Below are 21,879 nucleotides of genomic sequence, written 5' to 3'. Positions count from 1 at the left end.
TACTCTGGCAGATTATTTGAGCCTCCGTTAATGGTTTACACCATGCCCAAGGCTTTTTTGATTTTTACCAATCCAGCTTCGGTAGCGTTTTCCTTGAGCTTGTCCAGCAGAAGGTCACGAGCTTCTGGAATGCTGCCTTCAAATGGTTCAATGCCCTGACGGCTCATCCAGTGTCCAGCAGTCTCATAGGAGGAGCTATTCCAGGCTACCTTGCCTTCCGCGAGGCCTTCCTTTTCCTTGGTCCCACTGATGACAATGGCTGTACTGCTCTGGAGATCCAGAAGCCCCTGATCGAATGCCTTTTTATCTTCCTTGGCACCAAATCCAGCCTGTGCACGCAAAGCACGCCCGTCGATACCTTCCTGTTCCTCTATTTTCTCATAAAGCTTGAATGCGTCACGGGAGAGCAAGCCTGCATCGTATTGTTCCTGGATGGTTCGGCTGTCAGACAACAATCGGTGCACCCAGGGGAAATATTCGCGGGAGATCAGGATCGCTTTCTTTTTGACAAACTTGCCGTATGCAGCAACACCTTCTTCAGCAAGACGTGAACGCCACAGCCAGGGATCCAGATCCGTATCGGTATGCCAATTCTCTCTGGGGGTCAACGAAGAGAGCGAGGGGAAGTCGGGAAATAACGGTGCCAGCGGAAGCAAACCCAGAGACTGTATGCGCTGGACAGCTTCTTCATAAGTTACAATCGGCTCAGTGATCATGGTTAGGTAAGCTCCTTTTAAGTTGTTGTACAAGGTTTTGGGGTAGTGTTCGTGTACATTTGGCTCACGTCCTCGGCATGCTGCCTGATCTCGCTGCGGAGTTCTTCGGGTTCAATCACTTCTGCCTCGCGGCCCAGACGGTAAAAGAAGCGGACAGCCCACTCCCATTGGTCTGCTGGACAGAGAAAGGACAGCTCCCAGACATCTGGAGCAACCTCCGTCAATTTCTCACCAATATGCCTGTCTTGCTCTGCTTCAACCATGGCGCAATAACTCAAACGGGCTTTGATTCGAACGGAAGACTGCACCGATGGGCTCGTCTGACTCAACACACGCTCGGCCTCTATCTTCAATTGTTCTGTTTGAGAAGAGTCGATGGTCTCTGCCTCCAAAATCCGGTCCACTCGAAACAAGCGCTGCTCTCCATGCTCCTCCGAATATGCTTCACAATACCAAAATCCTGCAGAAGCATAAATGCGAATCGGACAAATCTGAATCCAGCGCTGACGTGCGGCCGAGCGATACAGGATACGCAACCAGCCGTGTTCAGGGATACAGGTTAGGAGCGGTTCCAGATGATGAAGAATATAATTGCGCTCGGGAATACAGTGATTCAGCTGTTGGAGCATCGGATCGATTCGTGCCATGACGTCATCCGGAATGATGCCTTTGATTTTGTCCATAACCGTCCAGCGTTTCTCTTGAAAAGGCGTATCTGCATAATGACTGATTCCCTCAAGAGCGAAAATGAGAGTTGCTGCTTCTACCGGATCCAGCTGCAAGGGAGGCAGCACATAACCTTCCATAAGCCTAAAGCCACCGCCCGGCCCGGAAATAGCTATAATCGGCACGTTCATTTCGGATAGGGACTGGATATCACGCAAAATGGTACGGCGGGATACTTCAAACTTGTCTGCCAGTGAATGTGCTGTTTCGAGTCCGTGTTGTAAGGCCATGACGATGGCGGCAAGCCGATTTATTTTATTCATGTCAGCCACTCCGTTTCGAGAGTTACGCCGCCGGAAAGGATGCCGGAGTGATAATGCCATTGTAACAGCCGATTAGTGACATCTTGGATGTCACCAATATTATATGGATTATTTGATATGCTGTGTAATGGCGAATGGAGAGAGCGTTTTCCGGCATGCGCCATAAAATGTGTGTCTCGTCCAATTCGCTCTGTGAAGCAGTATTTCCTTCTCATCAAATTCCCACAAATGATGGCAAAAAAACCGTATCCGGTTAAACGGATACGGTAAGTAGCAGTTTGCATTTTTAAAGCTCTCATTCACATCACTCCATTAGAAAAAAATGAAGCGTTTAACTGAAAAGCTTGGTTTATCAGACATTTCGTAACACTTTGTATCAAGTGGTTATCTTTCAGTTCGTCCCTATTATGTTTCAAACACAGTTAGGCTTATTTCATCTCAAGCAGATGGACACCACGACCCTCAATTTCCACATGACCAGAGAGCTCGCGATCTGTGAGCAGATCTTGTGCCACGCCATTCCCCAAGTCATAAGACTGAGTGGAGGAGTTGTGATTCATGACGAAGAGGAATGACTTGCCGTCCTTCGTACGTGCACTTACTTCCACACCATCAGGTGTTTCGAGCAAGGAATTGATGTTTTTGGCTGCCGCAAGCTGTCCAAGGAGGCCATCCAGGAAGCGATCTTCCGGATCTGATGCTACATACCATGCTTCGCCCTTACCGAACGTGTTGCGGGTTAGGACAGGCATGCCTTGATAGAAGTCGTCTCCGTACTCGGCAATGACTTCAGCACCTTCGCTGTGCAGCAGGTCACACAGCATGCCGCATTCGTATTTACCTTGAAGATCGCCATAGGCTTCTTTCAATACAATGCTGTTCTTTTGCTCAGGCAGCAGAGCATCGATTTCTTCCACCCAGATGCCAAGCAGCTTGCGAAGCTCTCCTGGATAACCACCTGTCGTCACGAGATCGCCCTCGTTTACAATGCCGCTGAAGAATGTGGTCAGGAACGTACCGCCGGCTTCCACAAACTTCTCCAGCTTGGCAGCAAATCCTGGTTTGACCATATAGAGTACCGGAGCAAGGACGATGTCATACTTGCTGATATCGGTATCCACACTGACAATGTCCACCTGAATATTCCGGCGGAAAAAGGTAGCATAGTACTTGTGAATCTGATCCACATAATTCAGGGCTACGGTAGGACCGCTGGATTTCTCAATCGCCCACCAGTTGTCCCAGTCAAACACGATTGCCACTTTGGACTCAACAGTCGCATCGAGTGTTTTGTCTCCAAGCAATTGCAATTCCTTGCCAAGCTGGGCAACTTCACGGAATACACGTGTATTCTCATGACCAACGTGCTCAATGACTGCACCGTGATACTTCTCGCATGCGCCAATGGAGCGGCGAAGCTGGAAGAACATGATCGTGTCCGCACCGTGCGCAATTGTCTGATAACTCCACAGGCGCATAACGCCTGGACGCTTCAGGGAGTTGTATGGCTGCCAGTTTTGCTGGCTTGGTGTCTGTTCCATAAGCATGAATGGCTGGCCGTCTTTCAGTCCGCGCATCAGATCATGTGCCATGGCGGTGAAGCTGAACGGCGTGGCAAGACCCGGATAGCTGTCCCAGGAAATGATGTCCATATATTTGGCCCATTTAAAATAGTCAAGCTGTTTGAAGAATCCCATCAGGTTAGTCGTTACGACGGAATCCGGGACATGTTTTTTGATCGCATCATACTCCAGACGGTAACAATCAAGCATACTGTCGGAGTTGAAACGGGAGTAATCAAGCGAGATGCCCTGGAACGTGGAATTGTTGTTGCCCCAGTGCTCACTCAGATTGCTTGGCAGAACGATCTCGTCCCAATCATAGAACGTATGGCCCCAGAAATTGGTGTTCCATGCTTTGTTGAGCTGATCCAGGGTTTGATAACGCTCCTTCAGATACACACGGAACGCTTTCTCACAATTGTCGCAATAACAGTCCCCGCCATATTCGTTGGAGATGTGCCATACCAGCACAGCAGGGTGGTCTTTATAACGTTCCGCCAGTTTGTCGGCAATTTTCTCGGAATATTTGCGATACGTTGGGCTGTTTGGACAGGAATTATGGCGTCCCCCGAATTTGCGTTTGCGTCCGTCGGCATCCACACGAAGTACATCCGGATACTTTTTGGCCATCCATGCTGGATGGGCAGCCGTGCTTGTAGCGAGACAAACATAAACACCGTTTTCGTAGAGGCTGTCAATCAATTGATCCAGTTCTTCAAATTTATAGGTTACTTCATCAGGCTGAATCAGAGCCCAGGAGAAAACGTTAATGGTGGCTATATCAATACCTGCCAGTTTGAACATGCGCAGGTCTTCTAGATGGGTTTCGTGATCCCATTGTTCAGGGTTGTAGTCACCGCCATAGAACATTTTGGGTAGTTTGCTGCTAATCAATGTATTCACCTCTTGTATAAGAATAATTGTATATTATATGATTCATATAGCTTTTAAAATATAAGAAAAGTAATGATCCATATAAGAATATGGAAATGGATAAACGTGGTCCAATGGCTGAAAAGTCATACACCGAGAGGAGAACATCATGTTAATCTCACCGAAGCACCGACGATATTTCATGACTCCGCGTGAAGAGCCGCTTCCGCTATACATCGAGAGCATTGGTTACAATGGCAATCAGGAGAATGTGTTCAGGCCTGCAGGATATCCCTGTTATCACTGGCTTCAGACCGTGAAGGGGGAGGGGGAATTTCGATTTGCCGGGTCAACCGTAGTCCTCAGTGAAGGTTCTGGGATTTTGCTGCCGCCGAACGAACCGCATGAATATGTGCCTTCACTAGGGGAGTGGGAGACGCTCTATATTACGTTTGGGGGGTCACAATGTCCCGCGATTACCGAGGCCCTGAGCCTGGGAGAACCAGCGCTTCATCAATGGGAAGCAGGGAGCCCGTTGGAGAATTACGGCAGGGAGGTGCTGGGTTCAATCAGCAGCGACCAGGACTTGTCCGGGTTGGAAGCATCGGCAGATATGTACCGGTTCTTGATCTTGCTCAAAAAGCATGGCATGACCGGCAGTCGTTCATCCATCTCGCATGCCGTGGAACGGCTGGCACCGCTAATCGCATTTATGGATCAGCATTACGCGGATCCTGACATTGGTCTTGAACAGATGGCGGCCGTGCCAGGAATCACACCAAGACATTTAAATACCCTGTTCAAACAATCGTTTGGCATGACGGCCTACAGCTATTTCATTCTCCTGCGCATTCGCAAATCAAAAGAATGGATGACCGGGGACAGCAAGATGACGGTGAGGGAAACGGCGGCGCGTGTTGGTTTTCGGGATGCGAGTCATTTTGTGGCTACATTTCGGAGAATCGAAGGTATAACACCTGAGCAATTTCGAACGTTATACTTATAGTAGAGTGTAGCTAAATGCTGCGTTGGTTCAAGGTTTGCGGCTCTGTCATGCTGACATCTGTGACAAATTGAACAAAAAGTGATGCCAGGAAGGTATTGATGCATGAGGGCAGTTGCCGTTATGATGATATCGATTCCTTAGATTGGAAAACTCAAACGGGGCAAATTGTATCCGTTCTACTTAGAGAGGATGATTGAAATTGACAACAACCATTCCATTATGGGATCATGCAGCACCATTTGCGGCCCAAGGCCATGAGGACGAAATGCCTCACCTCATTCCTTTTATTCAGCCTGGTTCCGAGAGCGCTGTCATTGTGTGTCCTGGCGGGGGTTACGGGTTTCTTGCAGATCATGAAGGAGCTCCCATTGCGGAACTGCTCAACCGTGCGGGAATCAGTGCATTTGTGTTGAAATACCGGGTTGCACCACATCAGCATCCTGCGCCATTAACTGACGGTCAGCGTGCCATTCGATATGTGCGTGCTCATGCCAAGGAATTTGGCATTCAGCCTTCCAAAATTGCAGTACTCGGCTTCTCGGCAGGTGGACATCTTACAGCAACACTTGGCACCTTGTATGATGCGGGGCAGCCGGATCACGAGGATCCGATTGAACGTGAAAGCTCACGCCCGGATCGGGTGATTCTCTGTTATCCGGTCATAACGATGGAGTCTTATGGACATGCAGGTTCACGCGAAAATCTGCTTGGACCGGATGCCACCCCTGAACAGATTAGAGCATTCAGCGCAGAGCAGCAGGTTAAGGCAGATGCACCTGAGGCATTTATCTGGCATACGAGTGACGATCAGGCAGTACCGGTCGAAAACAGTTTGCGTTACGCGCTTGCACTGGGTGCGCACGGAATTCCGTACGACCTGCACGTGTTTGAAAAAGGATCACATGGTCTGGGACTTGCTGAAGATCATCATGCCGTGCGACCGTGGTCGGATCTGTGTCTGACCTGGCTTAAAAATCAAGGATGGTAACCGTTTACCCACTTTAAATGTGCTATAGGGCGAAGGAGAAGAAGACTATGAAACTGCAAAAAAATGACAAGCTGCTCTTTATCGGTGATTCCATCACAGACTGCGGTCGTGAACACCCTGTAGGTGAAGGAAGCTCAGGACTCGGACACGGTTACGTTGCACAAGTATATGCACTTTTACGTTCCATTTATCCGGAATTGATGCTGCGCATCCAAAACGTGGGTAATAGTGGAAATACCGTTCGCGATTTGAAGCAGCGCTGGGATCGTGACGTGATTGATCTGAAGCCTGATTGGTTATCGATAATGATCGGCATTAATGATGTATGGCGTCAGTTCGACCATCCGCTGTCCGCGGATTCACATGTGTTTCTGGAAGAGTACGAAACAACGCTGAGAGAGCTTGTTGCTTCCGTTCGTCCAAATGTGAAAGGGCTAGTTCTAATGACTCCATATTACCTGGAAGCCAATGCCGAGGACCCTATGCGGGCAACGATGGACATCTATGGAGAAGCCGTTCGCAGAGTAGCGAATGAGTATGATGCCATCTTTGTGGATACCCAAGCTGCCTTTGCCCTGTTCTGGGATCATTATTATACGTCTGTTCTGACTCATGACCGTGTCCATCCAGATGCAACTGGCCATATGATCCTGTCCAAAGCATTCCTGGATGCCATCGGATTTGAATGGTCAGGCGGCGTCAAATCATAAAAGGACGTGATCGCATGAGCAATCTCAACATTGCAGTACATACCCCGGCCCTGCTGGGAGAAGGTCCAAGTTGGGACGCTGAACACAATCGCCTGTTGTGGGTGGATATTGAGAGCTACAAGGTTCACGTGTATGATCCTGAAACAGGACGAGATCAGGCTTACGATGTAGGTGAACATGTGGGTGCCGTTGTACCTTATCGCGGTGATGAGGTGGTTGTTGCACTCCGCAGCGGGTTTCATACCTGCCATTTGCTCACAGGAGAAATGAAAGCGATTGAAGATCCCGAAAGTGATAAGGACACGAATCGCTTCAATGATGGAAAGTGTGATGCTCTTGGCCGGTTCTGGGCAGGCACAATGAGCATGAATAATGAAAGTAAAGCTGGCTCATTCTACTGCCTCGAGGAAGGCAAGCCTGTCCGTACCATGTTTCGGGACGTATCCACCTCCAATGGATTAGGCTGGAGCCCCGATGAACAATCCATGTACTATATTGACACGCCTACACGCTCTATTGACCGATTTGATTTTGACCTGGAAGCAGGGGACATCTCGAACCGGACAAGTGTTATTTCAGTACCGGAGGATTTCGGTTTTCCGGATGGAATGACTGTGGACAGCGAAGGGATGTTGTGGGTTGCCCATTGGGGCGGTGGAAGAGTGACGCGCTGGAATCCGCATAGCGGGGAACTGCTGCAACAGATTGAAGTGCCTGCGGATCAGGTCACCTCCTGCTGTTTTGGCGGGCCTGATTTGGAGGATCTCTTTATTACAACAGCACGAACAGGCATCAGTGAGGAACGTTTGGCAGAAACCCCGAACGCTGGCTCCGTATTCGTGATCAGACCTGGTGTAAAGGGACAGCAAACCCATGCGTATGGCAGGGTCTCTCAGGCATAAACGAATTAATACGGGCATCATTTGTCATGCAGTTCGCAGATTGACTTTATTCGTTTGAAGAGAATTGAACTTTGACCGGATAACAAGTCAGATCAGAAGAGAAGTCCTGGTGCGCCGAATGATTCTGGGCGGCCATGGCTTCTTTTTTTGTCGAGTAATCGTGTAAAATGAGGGAGTCGATTAATTTAGAGCAGACGCTGGCTTTCAATTTCCATTGATTTAACTATGATTATGGGATATAAAGAGAGGTACAAAACTTTAAAATTGTTGTAACCGCTAACACTGGGGTCCCGTTATATCCGATATAAAAAAGGTATAACCTGTAGAGACATAGAGGAAAGATGAGACAAGGGGGTCGCGATCATGAACCGGTTGTGCAAGGTGCTGATTGTTGACGATGAATTTCTGGTACGACAGGGGATCAAGCATCATATGAACTGGGAGTCGGAAGGATTCCAGATTGTCGGAGAAGCGTCCAATGGTGAAGAAGCGCTGGAACAGGTGCGGTTATTGAAGCCTGACATTGTCATTACCGATATCGTGATGCCGATTATGGACGGTGAAGCATTTGTGCGTACGCTAAAAGCCAGTCAGCCACAAATTGAAGTCATTGTACTTAGCAGCTTCAGTGAATTCGAATATGTACGTTCTACACTCCAGCACGGAGCCGCGGATTATATTTTGAAACCAAAGCTGGATACCAACGAGCTGCTTCAGGTGCTGCAGCGAACGGCAGGGAAAATTCCCGAATTACAATACGAGCCTTCTCATGAAGGCTGGAAGCTCGGACAGTTCATGGAAAAGATGATATCCGGATTTGCGCTGGAAGACGAAAACGATATGGCTATGGTCAGGGACACGTTTCCACATGACTGCTTTCGTCTCCTCGTATGCGGAACACAATCGATTTCGGACAAGGATGAGATGGAAAAAAGGCTGCGAAGCTACCTTGCCGACGTGGAATGCGCTATGGTACCGGCTGAGAGTGAATTGCCTATATTTCTCCTGAATGTAGACCCTGCCAAAGATGACTGGATGGTCGGGCGGATCAAGCAGATGGCATTGGAAAATGAGGCTGGCATTACAGGACCCAGCTGGGTTCTAAGTGATAGCTTTAATTCATTCAACCAGATGGGTGACGTGTACCGGAATCATTTGATTAAGTTAATGGAATATCGCTTTTATTATGAGGACCGCTCCATACTTGTCTATAGTGAACTTCCGCCGCTGCATACAGCTGGCTATCAGTTTAATGTCAATATGTTTTTGCAGCATGTGAAACGGAATCGCACTGAAGCGGCGAGGGATTATCTGAGAGAGCATGCGCTCACTCTCGGACGTGATTATATTGCGGATGTGTTTGAAATCAAATCCTTTCTGGGCAATCTGATCTTCAACGTAACGATTACGCTCGCTGATATGGATGTACAGTCTTCGGCGCTGGAAGAGAGCAAGTATACCTACTTCAAAAATGTGGATGGGGCAGCCAGTCTGGGTGAAGTCATGAATGTGCTGGACCAGTTTATGCTTGAGGTTCAGGAATGCACGGCCGGAGATGGAGGAAAACGCAGTGATCCGAATATGAAGATGCTGCTTGAATATATGCATGAGCATTATGACCAGCCGCTCGGTCTTGCTGAAGTCGCCAAGCATTTTCATTTCAATCCATCGTATCTATCCAGTTACTTCTCATCCCACAAAAAGGAAGGATTCAATGAATATTTGAATAAAATCCGCATTGAGAAGGCAGAGGAACTCTTACGATCGGATGATGTTACCATTTCCGAAATCAGCAGTATGGTGGGTTATTCCGACCACAGCTATTTCTGCAAGGTGTTCAAAAAATTTACCGGACTGTCACCAAGCCGATACCGGCGGAAGTTCTGGGCATAAAGTCAGAAGGAAAATCTCATGAAGAAATGGATGAACGGATTATCGCGTCTCGGGTTGTTTCCCAAACTGTTTCTCGTCATGGTGATTAGTATCATTCTCGTTTCCGTACTTATTCTATGGACCACCATTCACATGTCGACGAATCTGTTTACCGAGACATTCAGCATCACGAACTCCAAGGTGCTCAGCCAGATTAAAACCAATTTTGAATCCTTTAATGATGCGATTGCAGCGGTTTCCAACAATGTAAGCCAAAGCGGGGCGATTCGCGGCTATCTGTCTGAAGGAGAGGGAGATTCCCTCACGATGGCGAAGTCCTATTACAATATGAGAGAATCAATGGATCGCATCCAATCCATTACTGAATCCTACGAGGTAGGGATTACGATTAGTGGAATTAACGGGCGCACCTATTCTACGGATCGATCCCATCTGAAGATGTCGGTAGAGGAATTGAAAGAACTGCCGATTACGATCGAAGCTGTTGATACACCGAATCGACTGATTTTTGACGATTACCGGACCGATACCGACGTGGGCACCCAGCAGATGATCTCGGCTACCAAAGCGCTGACAGACCGGACCCAAAGCCGGATCTACGGAACGCTCTATGTGACCATGAGAGAGAATGTGTTTCGTCAGTTTTACAGCAGCTTCACAAGCAGGGGCAATGATGTGGTCATCCTGAATGAAGGTGGCGAGATTGTTTCCTCCAACCGGGAGGAATGGATTGGTACGAAGCAGCTGGATCTGCTGTCCTATGCGAGACAAATGAGCATGAAAAGCAGCAATGGAATTAACGCCAAGGTGATGGAGCAGGACAGCGTAGTTCTGTCTGAGTATTTGCCGTTTTATCGGTTCTATATTATTAATGTTGTGGACAAGGATCTGGCAATGGGGCAGTTGCTTGATATGAAAACCATCGCTCTGATCTGTGCAGCCATTGTGGCAGGTGCCCTTGTGCTGGTCTTCCTGATCACCAACCAGATTACGAAATCGCTGCGCAGGCTCGTGAAGCAAATGTCCAATATTACGAAAAGTGATCTGGATAATTACATTCCGGTCAGTGGAAGTTACGAGAGCCGGCAGCTTGGTCATGCGTACAATTACATGCTGGATGAACTTCATGATTATGTGGACCAACTTGTATTAACGCAGCGGGAACAGCGCAATGCAGAGCTCGCAGCATTACAAAGCCAGATCAATCCTCATTTCTTGTATAATACGCTGGCTTCGGTGAAGGTACTGGTACAGCAAGGGAACAAGGACAGGGCAGCCGAGACGATTAACGCCCTAATTGCGTTGCTGCAGAATACAATCAGCGATGTAAGTGAAACGGTCATGGTAGAGCAGGAAGTGGAGAATCTGAAGAACTATGTTTTCATTAATCATGTCCGTTACGGAGGACGTATTAAAGCTGCCTTCTATGTCGCGCCCGATTGTAATCACTACCATGTCCCGAAACTGGTCATTCAACCGTTTATTGAGAATGCCTTCTTCCACGCATTTAACAGGAAAGAGACAGGCACGATTCATGTTCTGGTTTCACGGGCAGGAGAATCGCTTATTTGCGAAATCATGGATAATGGGGACGGAATTGAAGGGTTTTCCATGGGAGAATCCCTGCCTAATCCGAAAAACAACCGGCAGCTGTTCAGCGGCATTGGCATTCGCAATGTGCATGACCGGATTGAACTGTTGTACGGAGCGCCCTATGGTGTGACAATCATGAGTACACCGGGAGAAGGGACCAGAGTTACCGTTACACTCCCATTAATTACAAGCTGAGGAGAAACCGATCAGGAGATCATGACGGAAATCCATAGCGTTAACCAATAGATCAAGTCTTTCTGTGGAGCTGCCCTCCTTCAGAAAGGCTTTTTTGTTTTGTGAAAAGAGCGTAGTTTTTCTTAAATGGTAAAATATTTGGCTCAATAAAATTCAAAATCAAAAGGAATTACAAAAAACCAAATTTAATGCAAGCGGTTTCTGTAAAGGTTTTCATTGTGACAATAAGATGACAAATCCGTACAAAATTATTACTAACGAATGCCGATTTGGGAATGATAAGATGATTACATCGAAAGCAACCGCTTTCAGAAAACGCAAACAAATTACACACAAAGAGGTTGAAGGGGAGTTGAATGATTTGAAAAAAATGTGGGTATTGATGCTCGTTACTGTCCTGCTGTTGTCCGCATGTTCTTCCGGTGGGGGAGGCAACACGGCAAGCGAGGGTGAGCAAGCATCCAATGAGATTACGATCTGGGCTTGGGACCCATCGTTCAACATTGCTGCATTGAATACAGCAAAAGAAGCATACCAAAAAGATCATCCTGATCTGAAAATCAACATTGTTGAATATGCGCAAAATGATATTATCCAAAAGCTCAACACAGGTTTGAACTCGGGAACAAGCAACGGTCTTCCTAACATCGTACTGATTGAAGATTACCGTTCACAAAGCTTCCTTAACGCTTATCCTGATGCTTTCAAAGATTTGTCTTCCAACTTTACGGCTTCTGATTTTGCAGATTACAAATTGGGGCCAACGGCTTTTGATGGCAAACAATATGGTGTTCCGTTTGACTCTGGTGTAACAGGTCTCTACTACAGAACAGATCTGCTGGAGCAAGCAGGTTACAAAGCTGAAGATCTGCAAGATATCACTTGGGATGATTACATCCAAATCGGTAAAGACGTAAAAGCCAAAACAGGCAAAGATCTGATTACGCTTGATCCCAATGACCTGGGTCTGATCCGTATGATGATTCAATCCGCAGGTTCTTGGTACTCCAAGGAAGATGGTAAAACACCTGACCTGGCTGGCAATGCAGCACTGAAAGAAGCATTTGTAACATACAAAGCAATGATGGATGCAAACGTGGTTAAACTGAACTCTGACTGGAGCCAATTCGTGGCAGCGTTTAACAACGGAGACGTATCTACAATTCCAACAGGAAACTGGATTACACCATCGGTTCGTCAAGAAGCATCCCAGTCCGGACAATGGGCAGTAGCTCCACTTCCTAAAATGGCGGGGCAAGCCAATTCCGTACATGCATCCAACTTGGGTGGCAGCTCGTTTTATGTCATGAACAACGTTCCTGGTGCAGAACAAGCAGCTGATTTCTTGGGTAAAACATTTGGTTCTGACAAACAACTGTATCAAGATCTGTTGAATAGTATCGGTGCAATCGGAACATACAAACCGGCTACTGAAGGCGAAGCTTTTGACAAAGCTGACGAGTTCTTCGGTGGACAAAAAGTCTTTGCAGACTTTGCAAAATGGACTGAAGAAATTCCAAGCGTAAATTACGGTATCAACACATATGCAATCGAGGATATTCTGGTTGTTGAAATGCAAAACTTCCTGAACGGCAAAGCGATCGACGACGTTCTGGCTGATGCACAAAAACAAGCTGAAGCTCAATTAAACTAAGATGATCCACGGTAACTTATAGAACCCAAGGAAGCATCGGAGCCGTTCCACCGTCTGGCGAAGCAAACAGCCGACCGGACATCGGTGGAAGGCTCCATGGGTTCTATCCATGTTGCATGGAGAGAGAGGAGCCATACTGTGAAAGCCATGAGTACAGGAGACAGTCTCCAAAAGAAAAATAATTTGACTGGATGGGCTTTTATTCTGCTCGCTGTCGTTGGGATCGTTGCATTTTACTTCTATCCAATGCTGCAGGCACTGCTCTTATCTTTCAAGTCTGGCGTGGGTGCCAATCTTGAATTTACGGGGCTCGATAACTATAAAAGGTTGTTCATCGATACAACGTTCCGTACGGCCGTATCGAATACATTTTTGTATCTGATCATTCAAGTACCCGTCATGATCATTCTCGGATTGTTTATTTCCGTTTTATTGAATGACAGCACACTGCGCTTCCGCAGCTTTTTCCGTACTGCCATCTTTTTACCTTGTGTAACCTCGCTGGTTGCATACTCGGTCGTATTCAAGTACTTGTTCTCTGCAGATGGAATGGTCAATCAGTTCCTGATGAATCTGCATGTGATTGCCGAACCGATTCAATGGATTACCGACCCGTTCTGGGCTAAAATTACGATCATAATCGCCGTTACTTGGCGTTGGACCGGATATAACATGATCTTCTATCTGTCTTCTCTGCAGAATATTGATCAATCCATCTATGAAGCAGCACGAATTGATGGTGCAAATGCATTTACGCAATTTTTCAAAATTACCGTACCATTGCTCAAACCGATTATCTTGTTCACATCCATTACATCGACAATTGGTACACTCCAAATATTCGATGAGATTATGAACATCACCAAGGGTGGACCAGGTAATGCAACGATGTCTATCTCGCAATACATCTATAACCTTTCGTTCAAGTATTCACCGGACTTTGGATATGCGGCAACCGTTTCGTATTCCATCGTGCTGATGATTATCGTATTGTCCATCATCCAGTTTAAAGTGGCAGGTGAGAAAAATGGCTAAGAACAAAGTAAAACGGATCTTTACCTATGTGTTCCTATCCATCGTGGCCTTCATATCCATCTTCCCGTTCTTCTGGATGCTGGTGAGCTCGACGAATGCTTCGGTAGACGTAACCAAAGGCAGACTGCTTCCTGGTTCGGTATTCCTTGATAACTTTAACAAATTGCTGGATACGACGAACCTGGTACAGGCACTGGGGAACTCGGCGATTGTGTCCATTATTTCTACCGTGCTTGCCCTGTTGATTGGTTCCATGGCAGGTTACGGATTTGAAGTGTATCGTACAAAATCCCGTGATATCGTCTTCAACATTCTATTGCTTTCCATGATGATTCCGTTCGCAGCATTGATGGTTCCACTTTATCGGATGTTTGCGACGATCTCCGGATTTGCACCATTTATCGGTATTAACACGATGGCTGCAGTCATTCTGCCAACCATTACGACTGCGTTCCTGATCTTCTTCTTCCGTCAGAACACCAAAATGTTCCCGAAAGAGATGCTTGAAGCAGGCCGGATTGATGGTCTGAGCGAACTGGGCATTTTCCTGAAGATCTACATGCCTACAATGAAAACAACATATGCGGCAGCTGCAATCATTACATTCATGAGCAGCTGGAACAACTACCTGTGGCCACTCGTTGTGCTGCAGACACCGGATCAACAGACGATTCCGCTGTTGATCTCCAACCTGGGTTCAAGTTACTCACCGGATTATGGGGTAATCATGACAGCGATTGTCATTGCTACACTGCCAACCGCACTAGTGTTCTTCATTATGCAGAAACATTTTGTCGCAGGTATGGTTGGTTCTGTGAAATAGTGGAATAGTGGATGTCATCTGAAAAGACTGATGCAGAAAGAGAGAGGAGGACACCAGCGATGGTGTACCTCTGTCTTTCTATTTGTTTATGGAAGAGGAAATAGGGGATTGGATCTTGAATAATTCATACTATACATTCGTACCAGAGGGAGAGAGAGCCGATGAAAGCAACACAAGCAGATATCAACTGGTTGGGAGATGTAAGCGTTTTTGAGGTTAATCGTTTAAACGCTTACTCGGATCATCGTTATTACCATACTATGGAGGAGGCGCAGGCTTCGGGTACCATGAAGATGCGTTATGACCTGAACGGAACCTGGAAATTCAATTATGCTGTTCGTCCCGATTGCAGACCAGAACTGTTCTACACAGCAGATTTCTCCAGTGAAGGCTGGGATGACATTGAAGTTCCCGGGCACATCCAGCTTCAGGGTTACGGCCAGATCCAATATGTAAATACTCAATACCCTTGGGATGGACTGAATGAACTGCGTCCTCCGGCACTGCCACAGGACAAGAACGCAGTAGGTAGCTACATTCGTACATTCCATCTGCCTTCAGGGTGGCAGAACAGTCCGGTATATATCTCCTTTCAGGGGGTAGAGTCGGCATTCTATGTATGGCTTAATGGACAGTTTGTCGGATACGGGGAAGATAGCTTCACGCCATCGGACTTCGATCTGACTCCGTTTCTTCAGGATGGAGAGAATAAACTGGCTGTGGAAGTATATCAACGCAGCACAGGCAGCTGGCTGGAAGATCAGGATTTCTGGCGTTTCTCCGGCATTTTCAGAGACGTATATCTATATACGGTACCCGCAGCGCATATCCGGGACGTACGGGTCGTAACGGACCTGGACAAGTCCTATACAAACGGTACGCTGAACCTGGATCTGAAATTGGAGGGTAAAGCATCGGCCGGAGCACGAGTGGAAGCCGAGCTGCGGGATGCCGAAGGAACAACGGTAAAAACATTTGGATCAAAGGTTAGCGATGATCTGGTGAATATCAGTGAGGAAATCGGCAAAGTCCATCTGTGGAGTGCAGAGATTCCATATTTGTACCGTCTCTATATCCGTGTATATAACGCGGCAGGAGAATTGCTGGAAGTGGTGCCTCAGGCCGTTGGTTTCCGCAAGTTTGAAATGATCGATAAAGTGATGCATATTAACGGAAAGCGCATTGTGTTCAAAGGAGTCAATCGTCACGAGTTCAACCCGCGCCGGGGTCGTGCCATTACGAAAGAGGACATGCTCTGGGATGTGCGTACCATTAAGCAAAACAATATGAATGCGGTTCGTACGTCACATTATCCAAACCAAAGCCTGTGGTATGAATTGTGTGACGAATATGGATTGTACGTCATTGACGAGATGAACCTGGAAACCCATGGTTCCTGGCAGAAGCTGGGTGCTGTTGAACCTTCTTGGGTTATCCCGGGAGATCGTCCGGAATGGCATGATATCGTTATGGATCGTGCGGTATCCATGGTGGAACGGGATAAAAACCATCCATCCATTCTAATTTGGTCCTGTGGTAATGAATCTCATGGTGGCGAAGTGATCTATAAAGTGTCGCAGTATTTCAAATCATACGATCCTACTCGACTCGTTCACTATGAAGGGGTATTCCATGACCGTCGCTTCAACGAGACGAGTGATATGGAATCCCGTATGTATGCCAAGCCGGCTGACATTGAGGAATTCCTGAATGCTGATCCGGAGAAACCATATATTAGCTGCGAATACATGCACGCCATGGGAAACTCCATCGGTGGCATGCACAAATATACGGAACTGGAAGACAAGTACCCGATGTATCAGGGCGGATTCATCTGGGACTACATCGATCAATCCATTTACAAGAAAGATCGTTATGGCAAGGAGTTCCTTGCGTATGGCGGAGATTTCGGAGACCGTCCTTCCGACTATTCATTCTGTGGAAACGGCATCGTGCACGCAGATCGCAAGGTAACCGCCAAAATGCAGGAAGTGAAATTCCTGTATCAAAATATCAAGCTGTTCCCGGATCGTGAAGGGGTAAAAATCGTCAACAGCAACTTGTTCGCAGATACATCTGCATTGGAATTGGTATACAGCCTGGAACGCGAGGGCCATGAAGTACTGCGCGGAACGTTGGAAGTAAATGTGCCTGCTCAAAGCGAGAAGGTTGTTAAACTTCCACTGGGTACAGCATCTCTGGCTGGCGGCGAATATGCAGTCAATACTGCTTTTGTGCTAAAAGTGGCTACGCTGTGGGCAGATAAAGGTGACGAGGTTGCGTATGGCCAGTATATTTTCACCCAGGATCAGGTTGATTCAAATGCAGCAGCTGGAGATGATCCGAATCTGAAGAATGAGATTCAAGTGGTTGAAGGAGACGTGAATATTGGTGTTCGTGTAGGCCATACCCATGTTCTATTCTCCAAAGCCTTCGGAACGTTGGTATCACTCAAGCTGTCGGGCCTGGAGACGATTGCTCAGCCTCCGGCACCATTATTCTGGCGGGCAACGACGGATAACGATAAAGGGACAGCCATGGGCTTCGAGCTTGGTGCATGGTATGCGGCTAGTCTGCTGCCAAGATGTGTGGAGTGGAAGGCGGAACAGAAACCGGATCAATATCGAATCGAATTCACGTACAAGCTCAACATTTCGTCAGATGTGCAAGTAAAAGTGGCTTATACCGTACGTGCGGACGGAAGTGTGCATGTTCATAACGCCTACAGAGGAACGGCTGGATTGCCAAATCTTCCGATTCATGCCCTGTCCTTCAAGACGTCACCGGAATTCGGGAACGTGGAATGGCTGGCGATGGGACCTGAAGAAAACTATGCGGATCGTGCATTTGGTGCACGTCTGGGGATCCACGGCAGCAAAGTGGCTGATACCGTTGCGCCATATCTGGTGCCACAGGAATCGGGTAACCGTACGGGAGTACGCTGGGCAAAACTGACGGATGATGCAGGACGCGGCTTTAAAATCGAAGCTTCTGCAGCTCCGGTGGAGCTGAATGTATCTCCGTATACGGCATTTGAACTGGAGAACGCACAGCATGCATACGAGCTGCCACCAGTACATTACACGGTGGTTACGGTAGCAGGCAAACAGATGGGTGTTGGCGGTGACGATAGCTGGGGTGCCCCGGTTCATCCGGAATATCGCATCTCATCCGACGGCGAACTCGAATTCGAATTTGTCATTCGTTCATTGTAACAGTCGTATCCTAATAAATGTAGAACAGGGGTCTCCGTGTATCGGATGACCTCTGTTTTGCTATGGAGAAATGGACGCGCAAGAGTAATTCCATGAAACCGCTATCGAACCTGTTTCGTATTGTACGGAACATGAAATGAAAGAGGGGGCCTCTTAATGAGCAGAAAAGCTAAAACGGGTGTATGGGTCAGCATACTGGCTGTACTGGGCATCATTGTGGGATGTTTCATCTGGTATTTCAATACGGCTTCAGGTGAACGGGCGTTGAAAACGATGAGATCCAACAACTCCGGTGGTCTCGAACGTGTTGTCAAGGTGTATAGCGATTCCGGGGAAATGATTCAGACGTATGAGGGGAAAATTGATGTGCAGGACACAGAATATGGAAATAAGGTTCTATTTGATCTGAATGGGAAACGTGTTGTGATTTACAACGCAACGGTTATTACGGAAGAAAAATAACTTGGAAACGCAAAATTTTTCTTGGAGTCCAAGATAAGACACTCTTTTTCTTATAAGGTAAAATAAAGAAACCAAATGTGAACGAATTTGGAGGTGAGAGGAGAATGTTCATGGAGATGCTGATCGCTCTGATTGCGATACTTGGCATGGGCGTGTTTTATGCTTTGCTCGCGTATTACCTGATTCGTCTCATCTCCAAAAAAGCGTTTAGGCGTACGATAACCAAAGTTGAGACTATTGAAATTCTGGTTTGGCTGGCGATTGTGTTCTTCGGCATTGTGATGATTGTTAAGCAGACTTGGCATCTGCTGCTACCCGTAGTTCTTCTGTTGGTCTCAATGATTAACTTGCGGCGTTCCAATCGGAAATACCGGGAGATGAACAACAATGGATAACCGGAGGACCAAGGAGGAGGATTACTTTGAAGCTGGGTTGCTTTTTTGAGTGAGAATTTTAAAAAATACAAGATAGCACATCTGGAACCGGAGAGTTTCTGAGTGACATGGAAGATTGGCTGAAGAAAATAGGCTGGTTGGAGCCCGACTTAGACGATGAGGTGGAGTAAGCTGTTGCACCTTTTTGAGGAAGGTATACAGTCTGGGTTATCGGTTCTAATACATATTTAAAAGTAAACAAAAAGAAGCCCTCTTTCGAGAGCTTCTTTTTCATGGGAGAGGAGAAACCGGACGAAGAGCTTATGGGGAAACGTAAGTCTTCTCCGCGGTTGTCTACGACACTTGTGATGTCGATAATTATAGAATGGCCGGAATGTTTCCTTTTTATACATATGCGTAAACAATCGGTCAACAATTTTTTGAAATGATGGAGACGGACTATTTTTCAAACTGAACTGGAGTGTGGTACGATAGCTGTATCAATAAACTTACATAGAGAGAAAAGGTGACTCATCAGTGAGAGTGGTATCTGGGAGTGCGAAAGGCAGACCGCTGAAGGCTGTTCCTGGCAATGGAACACGTCCGACCACCGACAAGGTGAAGGAAGCGCTGTTTAGCATGATTGGCCCTTATTTTGAGGGCGGCACAGCATTGGATTTGTTTGCGGGTAGTGGTGGTCTCGGAATTGAGGCGCTGAGCCGCGGCATGGACAAGGCTGTTTTTGTTGATTTGGAATCCAAAAGTAATGAAGTGATTCGTGCCAATCTGAAAGCGACCAAGCTGGAGGATCAGGCAGCCATATATCGTAATGATGCAGGTCGTGCATTAAAGGCACTTGCTAAGCGAACCACAAGATTTGATCTGGTGTTCCTAGATCCGCCTTACCGGATGAAAAACGGGGATGAGTTGATGCTGACCATGCATGAACTGGAACTGCTTGAACCGGAAGCGACGATCGTGCTTGAATATGAATCCAAATATAGTTACCCTGAGCAATTTGGCCCGTTTGAACAAACGCGCAAGGCTGTGTATGGGGAGACGGCTGTATCCATCTATGAATATGTACCCGGTACAACTGAAGATGGAGAAACCAGCATAGAAGAAGAGGAGGCTCCTCATGACTGAAATGATACACAGGCAGGAACGGATTGCCGTATACCCGGGAAGTTTCGATCCCGTAACGATGGGCCATCTGGACATTATCGCCAGAGCATCCAAGCAATTTGATCGCGTCATCGTGGCTGTATTGAATAATATGAGTAAAAATCCGCTGTTTACGGTGGAGGAAAGAAAGGCTCTCATCACGGAAGTAACAAGTCATCTGCCTAATGTGGAAGTGGATAGTTTCCGTGATCTGACGGCTAATTATGTTCGGCAAAAGGAAGCTCAAGTCATCGTACGCGGCATACGTTCCGTGACTGATTTTGAGTATGAGCTGCAGCTCGCTTCCACCAACAGCAAGCTGAATCCGGATGCGGAAACGATATTTATGATGACCAATCCCAAATATTCGTATTTGAGTTCCAGTATTGTTAAGGAAATTGCCCATTACCATGGAGACGTAACCGATCTGGTGTCTCCTGAGGTGGAAACTGCACTTCGCCGGAAAATCAGCGAGAAAACCGGCGGTTAAACCAAAAGGTCAGGCCGGACAGGCTGATCATAACGGCAACAATCATGGCAAGTCCGATGCAGACTGCCGGGAAGCTGCTCCACAGAGTCTCCACTGAAGCATGGTTCCCATCAAGCTGGGATTGCATCGGCAGCAGGGTTGGAGTTATCACATCCGTGTTCCTAAAGGGCCAGAACGTGTTCAACACTTCTGTGCCGTAGCGACTAAAGGGTGCCCAAAGGAAAACACTTAGAGAAAAGGCAATCAATGCATGAATCAACCGGACACCTGCAAAATAGATCATGGTCTTGGAGGCAATCCCGGCCGATTTCAGAACAGCAGAAACCTGCAAATGCGAGCACAATCCACCCCAGCCAAGAACGGCGGCAATCAGGGAGATGATGATCACGGGTGCCCACGGGGTTTGGCTTAAATGGTATGTGCCCAAATGCAGCTCGAGCACAGCAGGCCACAGGGCTACTGAAGTGCCGGGCGTTATATATAGACCTAACAGTCGTACAAAAACCGCAAAAACAATCATGTAACCCCCGGTCATCATTAGAGTTTGTACAGCATGGGACACAGTGTCACCCAACAATTTGCCGAATCCACGTCCATCACGGGCCTGGGCTTCTCTGGCTGCGGTCATCATTTGAAACCAGAGCCCATGGCGCTGATTAGTCTTTGGATGATGAAGTTCGGCGCCCCCTTTCGGATGACCGGGGACGAGCCGGATGGCAATCATTGCGGCAATCCAGCCGCTGATCCAGTGAACCATAAGCAGGAAGTATCCGGCAGCAGGCAGGTGAAGAAAAGCGGCACCCAAGACCAGGATGATCATCATCGGATTGGCGAAATGTGCTGCAGCGACCAGAACACTTGCCTGTTTGCCGGTTATTTGTCGATCCTGTACCAAACGGGCTGCAGTGTCGGCCCCTGCAGGAAATCCGCCGCACATGCCAACAGCAATGGCCAGTCCAGCTTGGCCGGGGAGGCGAAACCACCGCTGCATTAACGGTCCAAGCAAGACGCCGAAAGCGTCCGTAAAACCAAATGCAGTCAGCATTTGCGACAACATTAAAAACGGAAGCATCGCCGGGAAAATAATTTTCCACCAGATGTCCAATCCCTGAATTGAGGCATCGAAGGCATCCTTTGGAGATACAACGACAGCGACGACCAGTAATAAAGCGCCGGCACTTAGCAGTACCGTTCGCATCGGATTGGAGCCTGTAACCTCAGTCTGCATTGACATT

At 47.4% G+C, this 21,879-nt stretch carries 19 protein-coding genes; 14 read left to right on the top strand and 5 right to left on the bottom strand.

Going from position 1 to position 21,879, the window contains the following annotated elements; genetic code table 11:
- Window positions 1–35: 35 nt before the first annotated feature.
- From HP552_RS14375 to HP552_RS14360, 4 genes are all read right to left on the bottom strand, one after another.
- The gene (locus HP552_RS14375; RefSeq protein WP_175396119.1) at window positions 36–716 is read right to left on the bottom strand and encodes an AlkZ-related protein; all 681 of its coding nucleotides are present in this window, start codon (window positions 714–716) and stop codon (window positions 36–38) included.
- A 17-nt stretch (window positions 717–733) separates the two neighbouring features.
- Window positions 734–1,705, bottom strand: coding sequence for a helix-turn-helix transcriptional regulator (locus HP552_RS14370; protein WP_175396118.1), 972 nt, complete (start codon window positions 1,703–1,705; stop codon window positions 734–736).
- On the bottom strand, window positions 1,702–2,004 hold the full coding sequence (locus HP552_RS14365) for a hypothetical protein (RefSeq protein ID WP_175396117.1): 303 nt from the start codon (window positions 2,002–2,004) through the stop codon (window positions 1,702–1,704). The genes HP552_RS14370 and HP552_RS14365 overlap by 4 nt, the downstream gene beginning before the upstream one ends.
- A gap of 129 nt (window positions 2,005–2,133) precedes the next feature.
- Window positions 2,134–4,161, bottom strand: a complete 2,028-nt coding sequence (locus HP552_RS14360) for a beta-galactosidase (protein WP_175396116.1) — start codon at window positions 4,159–4,161, stop codon at window positions 2,134–2,136.
- Window positions 4,162–4,309: 148 nt separating this feature from the next.
- On the opposite strand from HP552_RS14360, the gene HP552_RS14355 reads away from it, so the two are divergent.
- From HP552_RS14355 to coaD, 14 genes are all read left to right on the top strand, one after another.
- On the top strand, window positions 4,310–5,146 hold the full coding sequence (locus HP552_RS14355) for an AraC family transcriptional regulator (RefSeq protein WP_175396115.1): 837 nt from the start codon (window positions 4,310–4,312) through the stop codon (window positions 5,144–5,146).
- A gap of 199 nt (window positions 5,147–5,345) precedes the next feature.
- Window positions 5,346–6,134 carry an alpha/beta hydrolase gene (locus HP552_RS14350; RefSeq protein WP_175396114.1) on the top strand — a complete coding sequence of 263 codons (789 nt, stop codon included), beginning with the start codon at window positions 5,346–5,348 and terminating at the stop codon, window positions 6,132–6,134.
- 47 nt (window positions 6,135–6,181) lie between these two features.
- On the top strand, window positions 6,182–6,844 hold the full coding sequence (locus tag HP552_RS14345; RefSeq protein ID WP_175396113.1) for an SGNH/GDSL hydrolase family protein: 663 nt from the start codon (window positions 6,182–6,184) through the stop codon (window positions 6,842–6,844).
- A 14-nt stretch (window positions 6,845–6,858) separates the two neighbouring features.
- The gene (locus HP552_RS14340) at window positions 6,859–7,746 is read left to right on the top strand and encodes an SMP-30/gluconolactonase/LRE family protein (RefSeq protein WP_175396112.1); all 888 of its coding nucleotides are present in this window, start codon (window positions 6,859–6,861) and stop codon (window positions 7,744–7,746) included.
- Window positions 7,747–8,109: 363 nt separating this feature from the next.
- The gene (locus tag HP552_RS14335; RefSeq protein WP_175396111.1) at window positions 8,110–9,639 is read left to right on the top strand and encodes a response regulator transcription factor; all 1,530 of its coding nucleotides are present in this window, start codon (window positions 8,110–8,112) and stop codon (window positions 9,637–9,639) included.
- Window positions 9,640–9,657: 18 nt separating this feature from the next.
- The gene (locus HP552_RS14330; protein WP_175396110.1) at window positions 9,658–11,427 is read left to right on the top strand and encodes a cache domain-containing sensor histidine kinase; all 1,770 of its coding nucleotides are present in this window, start codon (window positions 9,658–9,660) and stop codon (window positions 11,425–11,427) included.
- A 361-nt stretch (window positions 11,428–11,788) separates the two neighbouring features.
- Complete coding sequence (locus tag HP552_RS14325) at window positions 11,789–13,081, top strand: ABC transporter substrate-binding protein (RefSeq protein ID WP_175396159.1); 1,293 nt, start codon at window positions 11,789–11,791, stop codon at window positions 13,079–13,081.
- A 147-nt stretch (window positions 13,082–13,228) separates the two neighbouring features.
- On the top strand, window positions 13,229–14,116 hold the full coding sequence (locus tag HP552_RS14320; RefSeq protein ID WP_175396158.1) for a carbohydrate ABC transporter permease: 888 nt from the start codon (window positions 13,229–13,231) through the stop codon (window positions 14,114–14,116).
- Window positions 14,109–14,939 carry a carbohydrate ABC transporter permease gene (locus tag HP552_RS14315; RefSeq protein ID WP_175396109.1) on the top strand — a complete coding sequence of 277 codons (831 nt, stop codon included), beginning with the start codon at window positions 14,109–14,111 and terminating at the stop codon, window positions 14,937–14,939. Before HP552_RS14320 ends, HP552_RS14315 begins: the two co-directional genes overlap by 8 nt.
- A 161-nt stretch (window positions 14,940–15,100) precedes the next feature.
- Entirely contained in the window at window positions 15,101–18,154 is a 3,054-nt protein-coding gene (gene lacZ / locus HP552_RS14310; protein ID WP_175396108.1) for a beta-galactosidase, LacZ type, read from the top strand.
- Between the two features lie 156 nt (window positions 18,155–18,310).
- Entirely contained in the window at window positions 18,311–18,616 is a 306-nt protein-coding gene (locus tag HP552_RS14305; protein ID WP_175396107.1) for a hypothetical protein, read from the top strand.
- A gap of 110 nt (window positions 18,617–18,726) precedes the next feature.
- Window positions 18,727–19,011 (top strand): hypothetical protein, encoded by a 285-nt coding sequence (locus HP552_RS14300; RefSeq protein WP_175396106.1) that lies wholly within the window; start codon window positions 18,727–18,729, stop codon window positions 19,009–19,011.
- Window positions 19,012–19,527: 516 nt separating this feature from the next.
- On the top strand, window positions 19,528–20,136 hold the full coding sequence (gene rsmD, locus HP552_RS14295; RefSeq protein ID WP_175396105.1) for a 16S rRNA (guanine(966)-N(2))-methyltransferase RsmD: 609 nt from the start codon (window positions 19,528–19,530) through the stop codon (window positions 20,134–20,136).
- A 1-nt stretch (window position 20,137) separates the two neighbouring features.
- Entirely contained in the window at window positions 20,138–20,644 is a 507-nt protein-coding gene (gene coaD, locus HP552_RS14290) for a pantetheine-phosphate adenylyltransferase (RefSeq protein ID WP_175396157.1), read from the top strand.
- On the opposite strand, the gene HP552_RS14285 is transcribed toward coaD, so the two are convergent.
- Window positions 20,622–21,878: a nucleoside recognition domain-containing protein gene (locus HP552_RS14285; RefSeq protein ID WP_175396104.1), complete on the bottom strand. Its 1,257-nt coding sequence runs from the start codon at window positions 21,876–21,878 to the stop codon at window positions 20,622–20,624. The genes coaD and HP552_RS14285 overlap by 23 nt on opposite strands.
- Window position 21,879 lies beyond the last annotated feature (1 nt).

It is taken from the genome of Paenibacillus xylanilyticus (assembly GCF_013359935.1).
In the GTDB taxonomy this organism is placed as follows: domain Bacteria; phylum Bacillota; class Bacilli; order Paenibacillales; family Paenibacillaceae; genus Paenibacillus; species Paenibacillus xylanilyticus.
Note: the sequence above shows the minus strand (reverse complement) of the source record. Positions and strands in the feature narration are given on the sequence as shown.

Excerpts from the sequence above, each read along its gene's own strand:
- HP552_RS14375 (WP_175396119.1), bottom strand. The coding sequence starts at position 716 with ATGATCACTGAGCCGATTGTAACTTATGAAGAAGCTGTCCAGCGCATA.
- HP552_RS14370 (WP_175396118.1), bottom strand. The coding sequence starts at position 1,705 with ATGAATAAAATAAATCGGCTTGCCGCCATCGTCATGGCCTTACAACAC.
- HP552_RS14365 (WP_175396117.1), bottom strand. The coding sequence starts at position 2,004 with ATGAGAGCTTTAAAAATGCAAACTGCTACTTACCGTATCCGTTTAACC.
- HP552_RS14355 (WP_175396115.1), top strand. The coding sequence starts at position 4,310 with ATGTTAATCTCACCGAAGCACCGACGATATTTCATGACTCCGCGTGAA.
- HP552_RS14345 (WP_175396113.1), top strand. The coding sequence starts at position 6,182 with ATGAAACTGCAAAAAAATGACAAGCTGCTCTTTATCGGTGATTCCATC.
- HP552_RS14340 (WP_175396112.1), top strand. The coding sequence starts at position 6,859 with ATGAGCAATCTCAACATTGCAGTACATACCCCGGCCCTGCTGGGAGAA.
- HP552_RS14335 (WP_175396111.1), top strand. The coding sequence starts at position 8,110 with ATGAACCGGTTGTGCAAGGTGCTGATTGTTGACGATGAATTTCTGGTA.
- HP552_RS14330 (WP_175396110.1), top strand. The coding sequence starts at position 9,658 with ATGAAGAAATGGATGAACGGATTATCGCGTCTCGGGTTGTTTCCCAAA.
- HP552_RS14320 (WP_175396158.1), top strand. The coding sequence starts at position 13,229 with ATGAGTACAGGAGACAGTCTCCAAAAGAAAAATAATTTGACTGGATGG.
- HP552_RS14315 (WP_175396109.1), top strand. The coding sequence starts at position 14,109 with ATGGCTAAGAACAAAGTAAAACGGATCTTTACCTATGTGTTCCTATCC.
- lacZ (WP_175396108.1), top strand. The coding sequence starts at position 15,101 with ATGAAAGCAACACAAGCAGATATCAACTGGTTGGGAGATGTAAGCGTT.
- HP552_RS14305 (WP_175396107.1), top strand. The coding sequence starts at position 18,311 with ATGAGCAGAAAAGCTAAAACGGGTGTATGGGTCAGCATACTGGCTGTA.
- HP552_RS14300 (WP_175396106.1), top strand. The coding sequence starts at position 18,727 with ATGGAGATGCTGATCGCTCTGATTGCGATACTTGGCATGGGCGTGTTT.
- coaD (WP_175396157.1), top strand. The coding sequence starts at position 20,138 with ATGATACACAGGCAGGAACGGATTGCCGTATACCCGGGAAGTTTCGAT.
- HP552_RS14285 (WP_175396104.1), bottom strand. The coding sequence starts at position 21,878 with ATGTCAATGCAGACTGAGGTTACAGGCTCCAATCCGATGCGAACGGTA.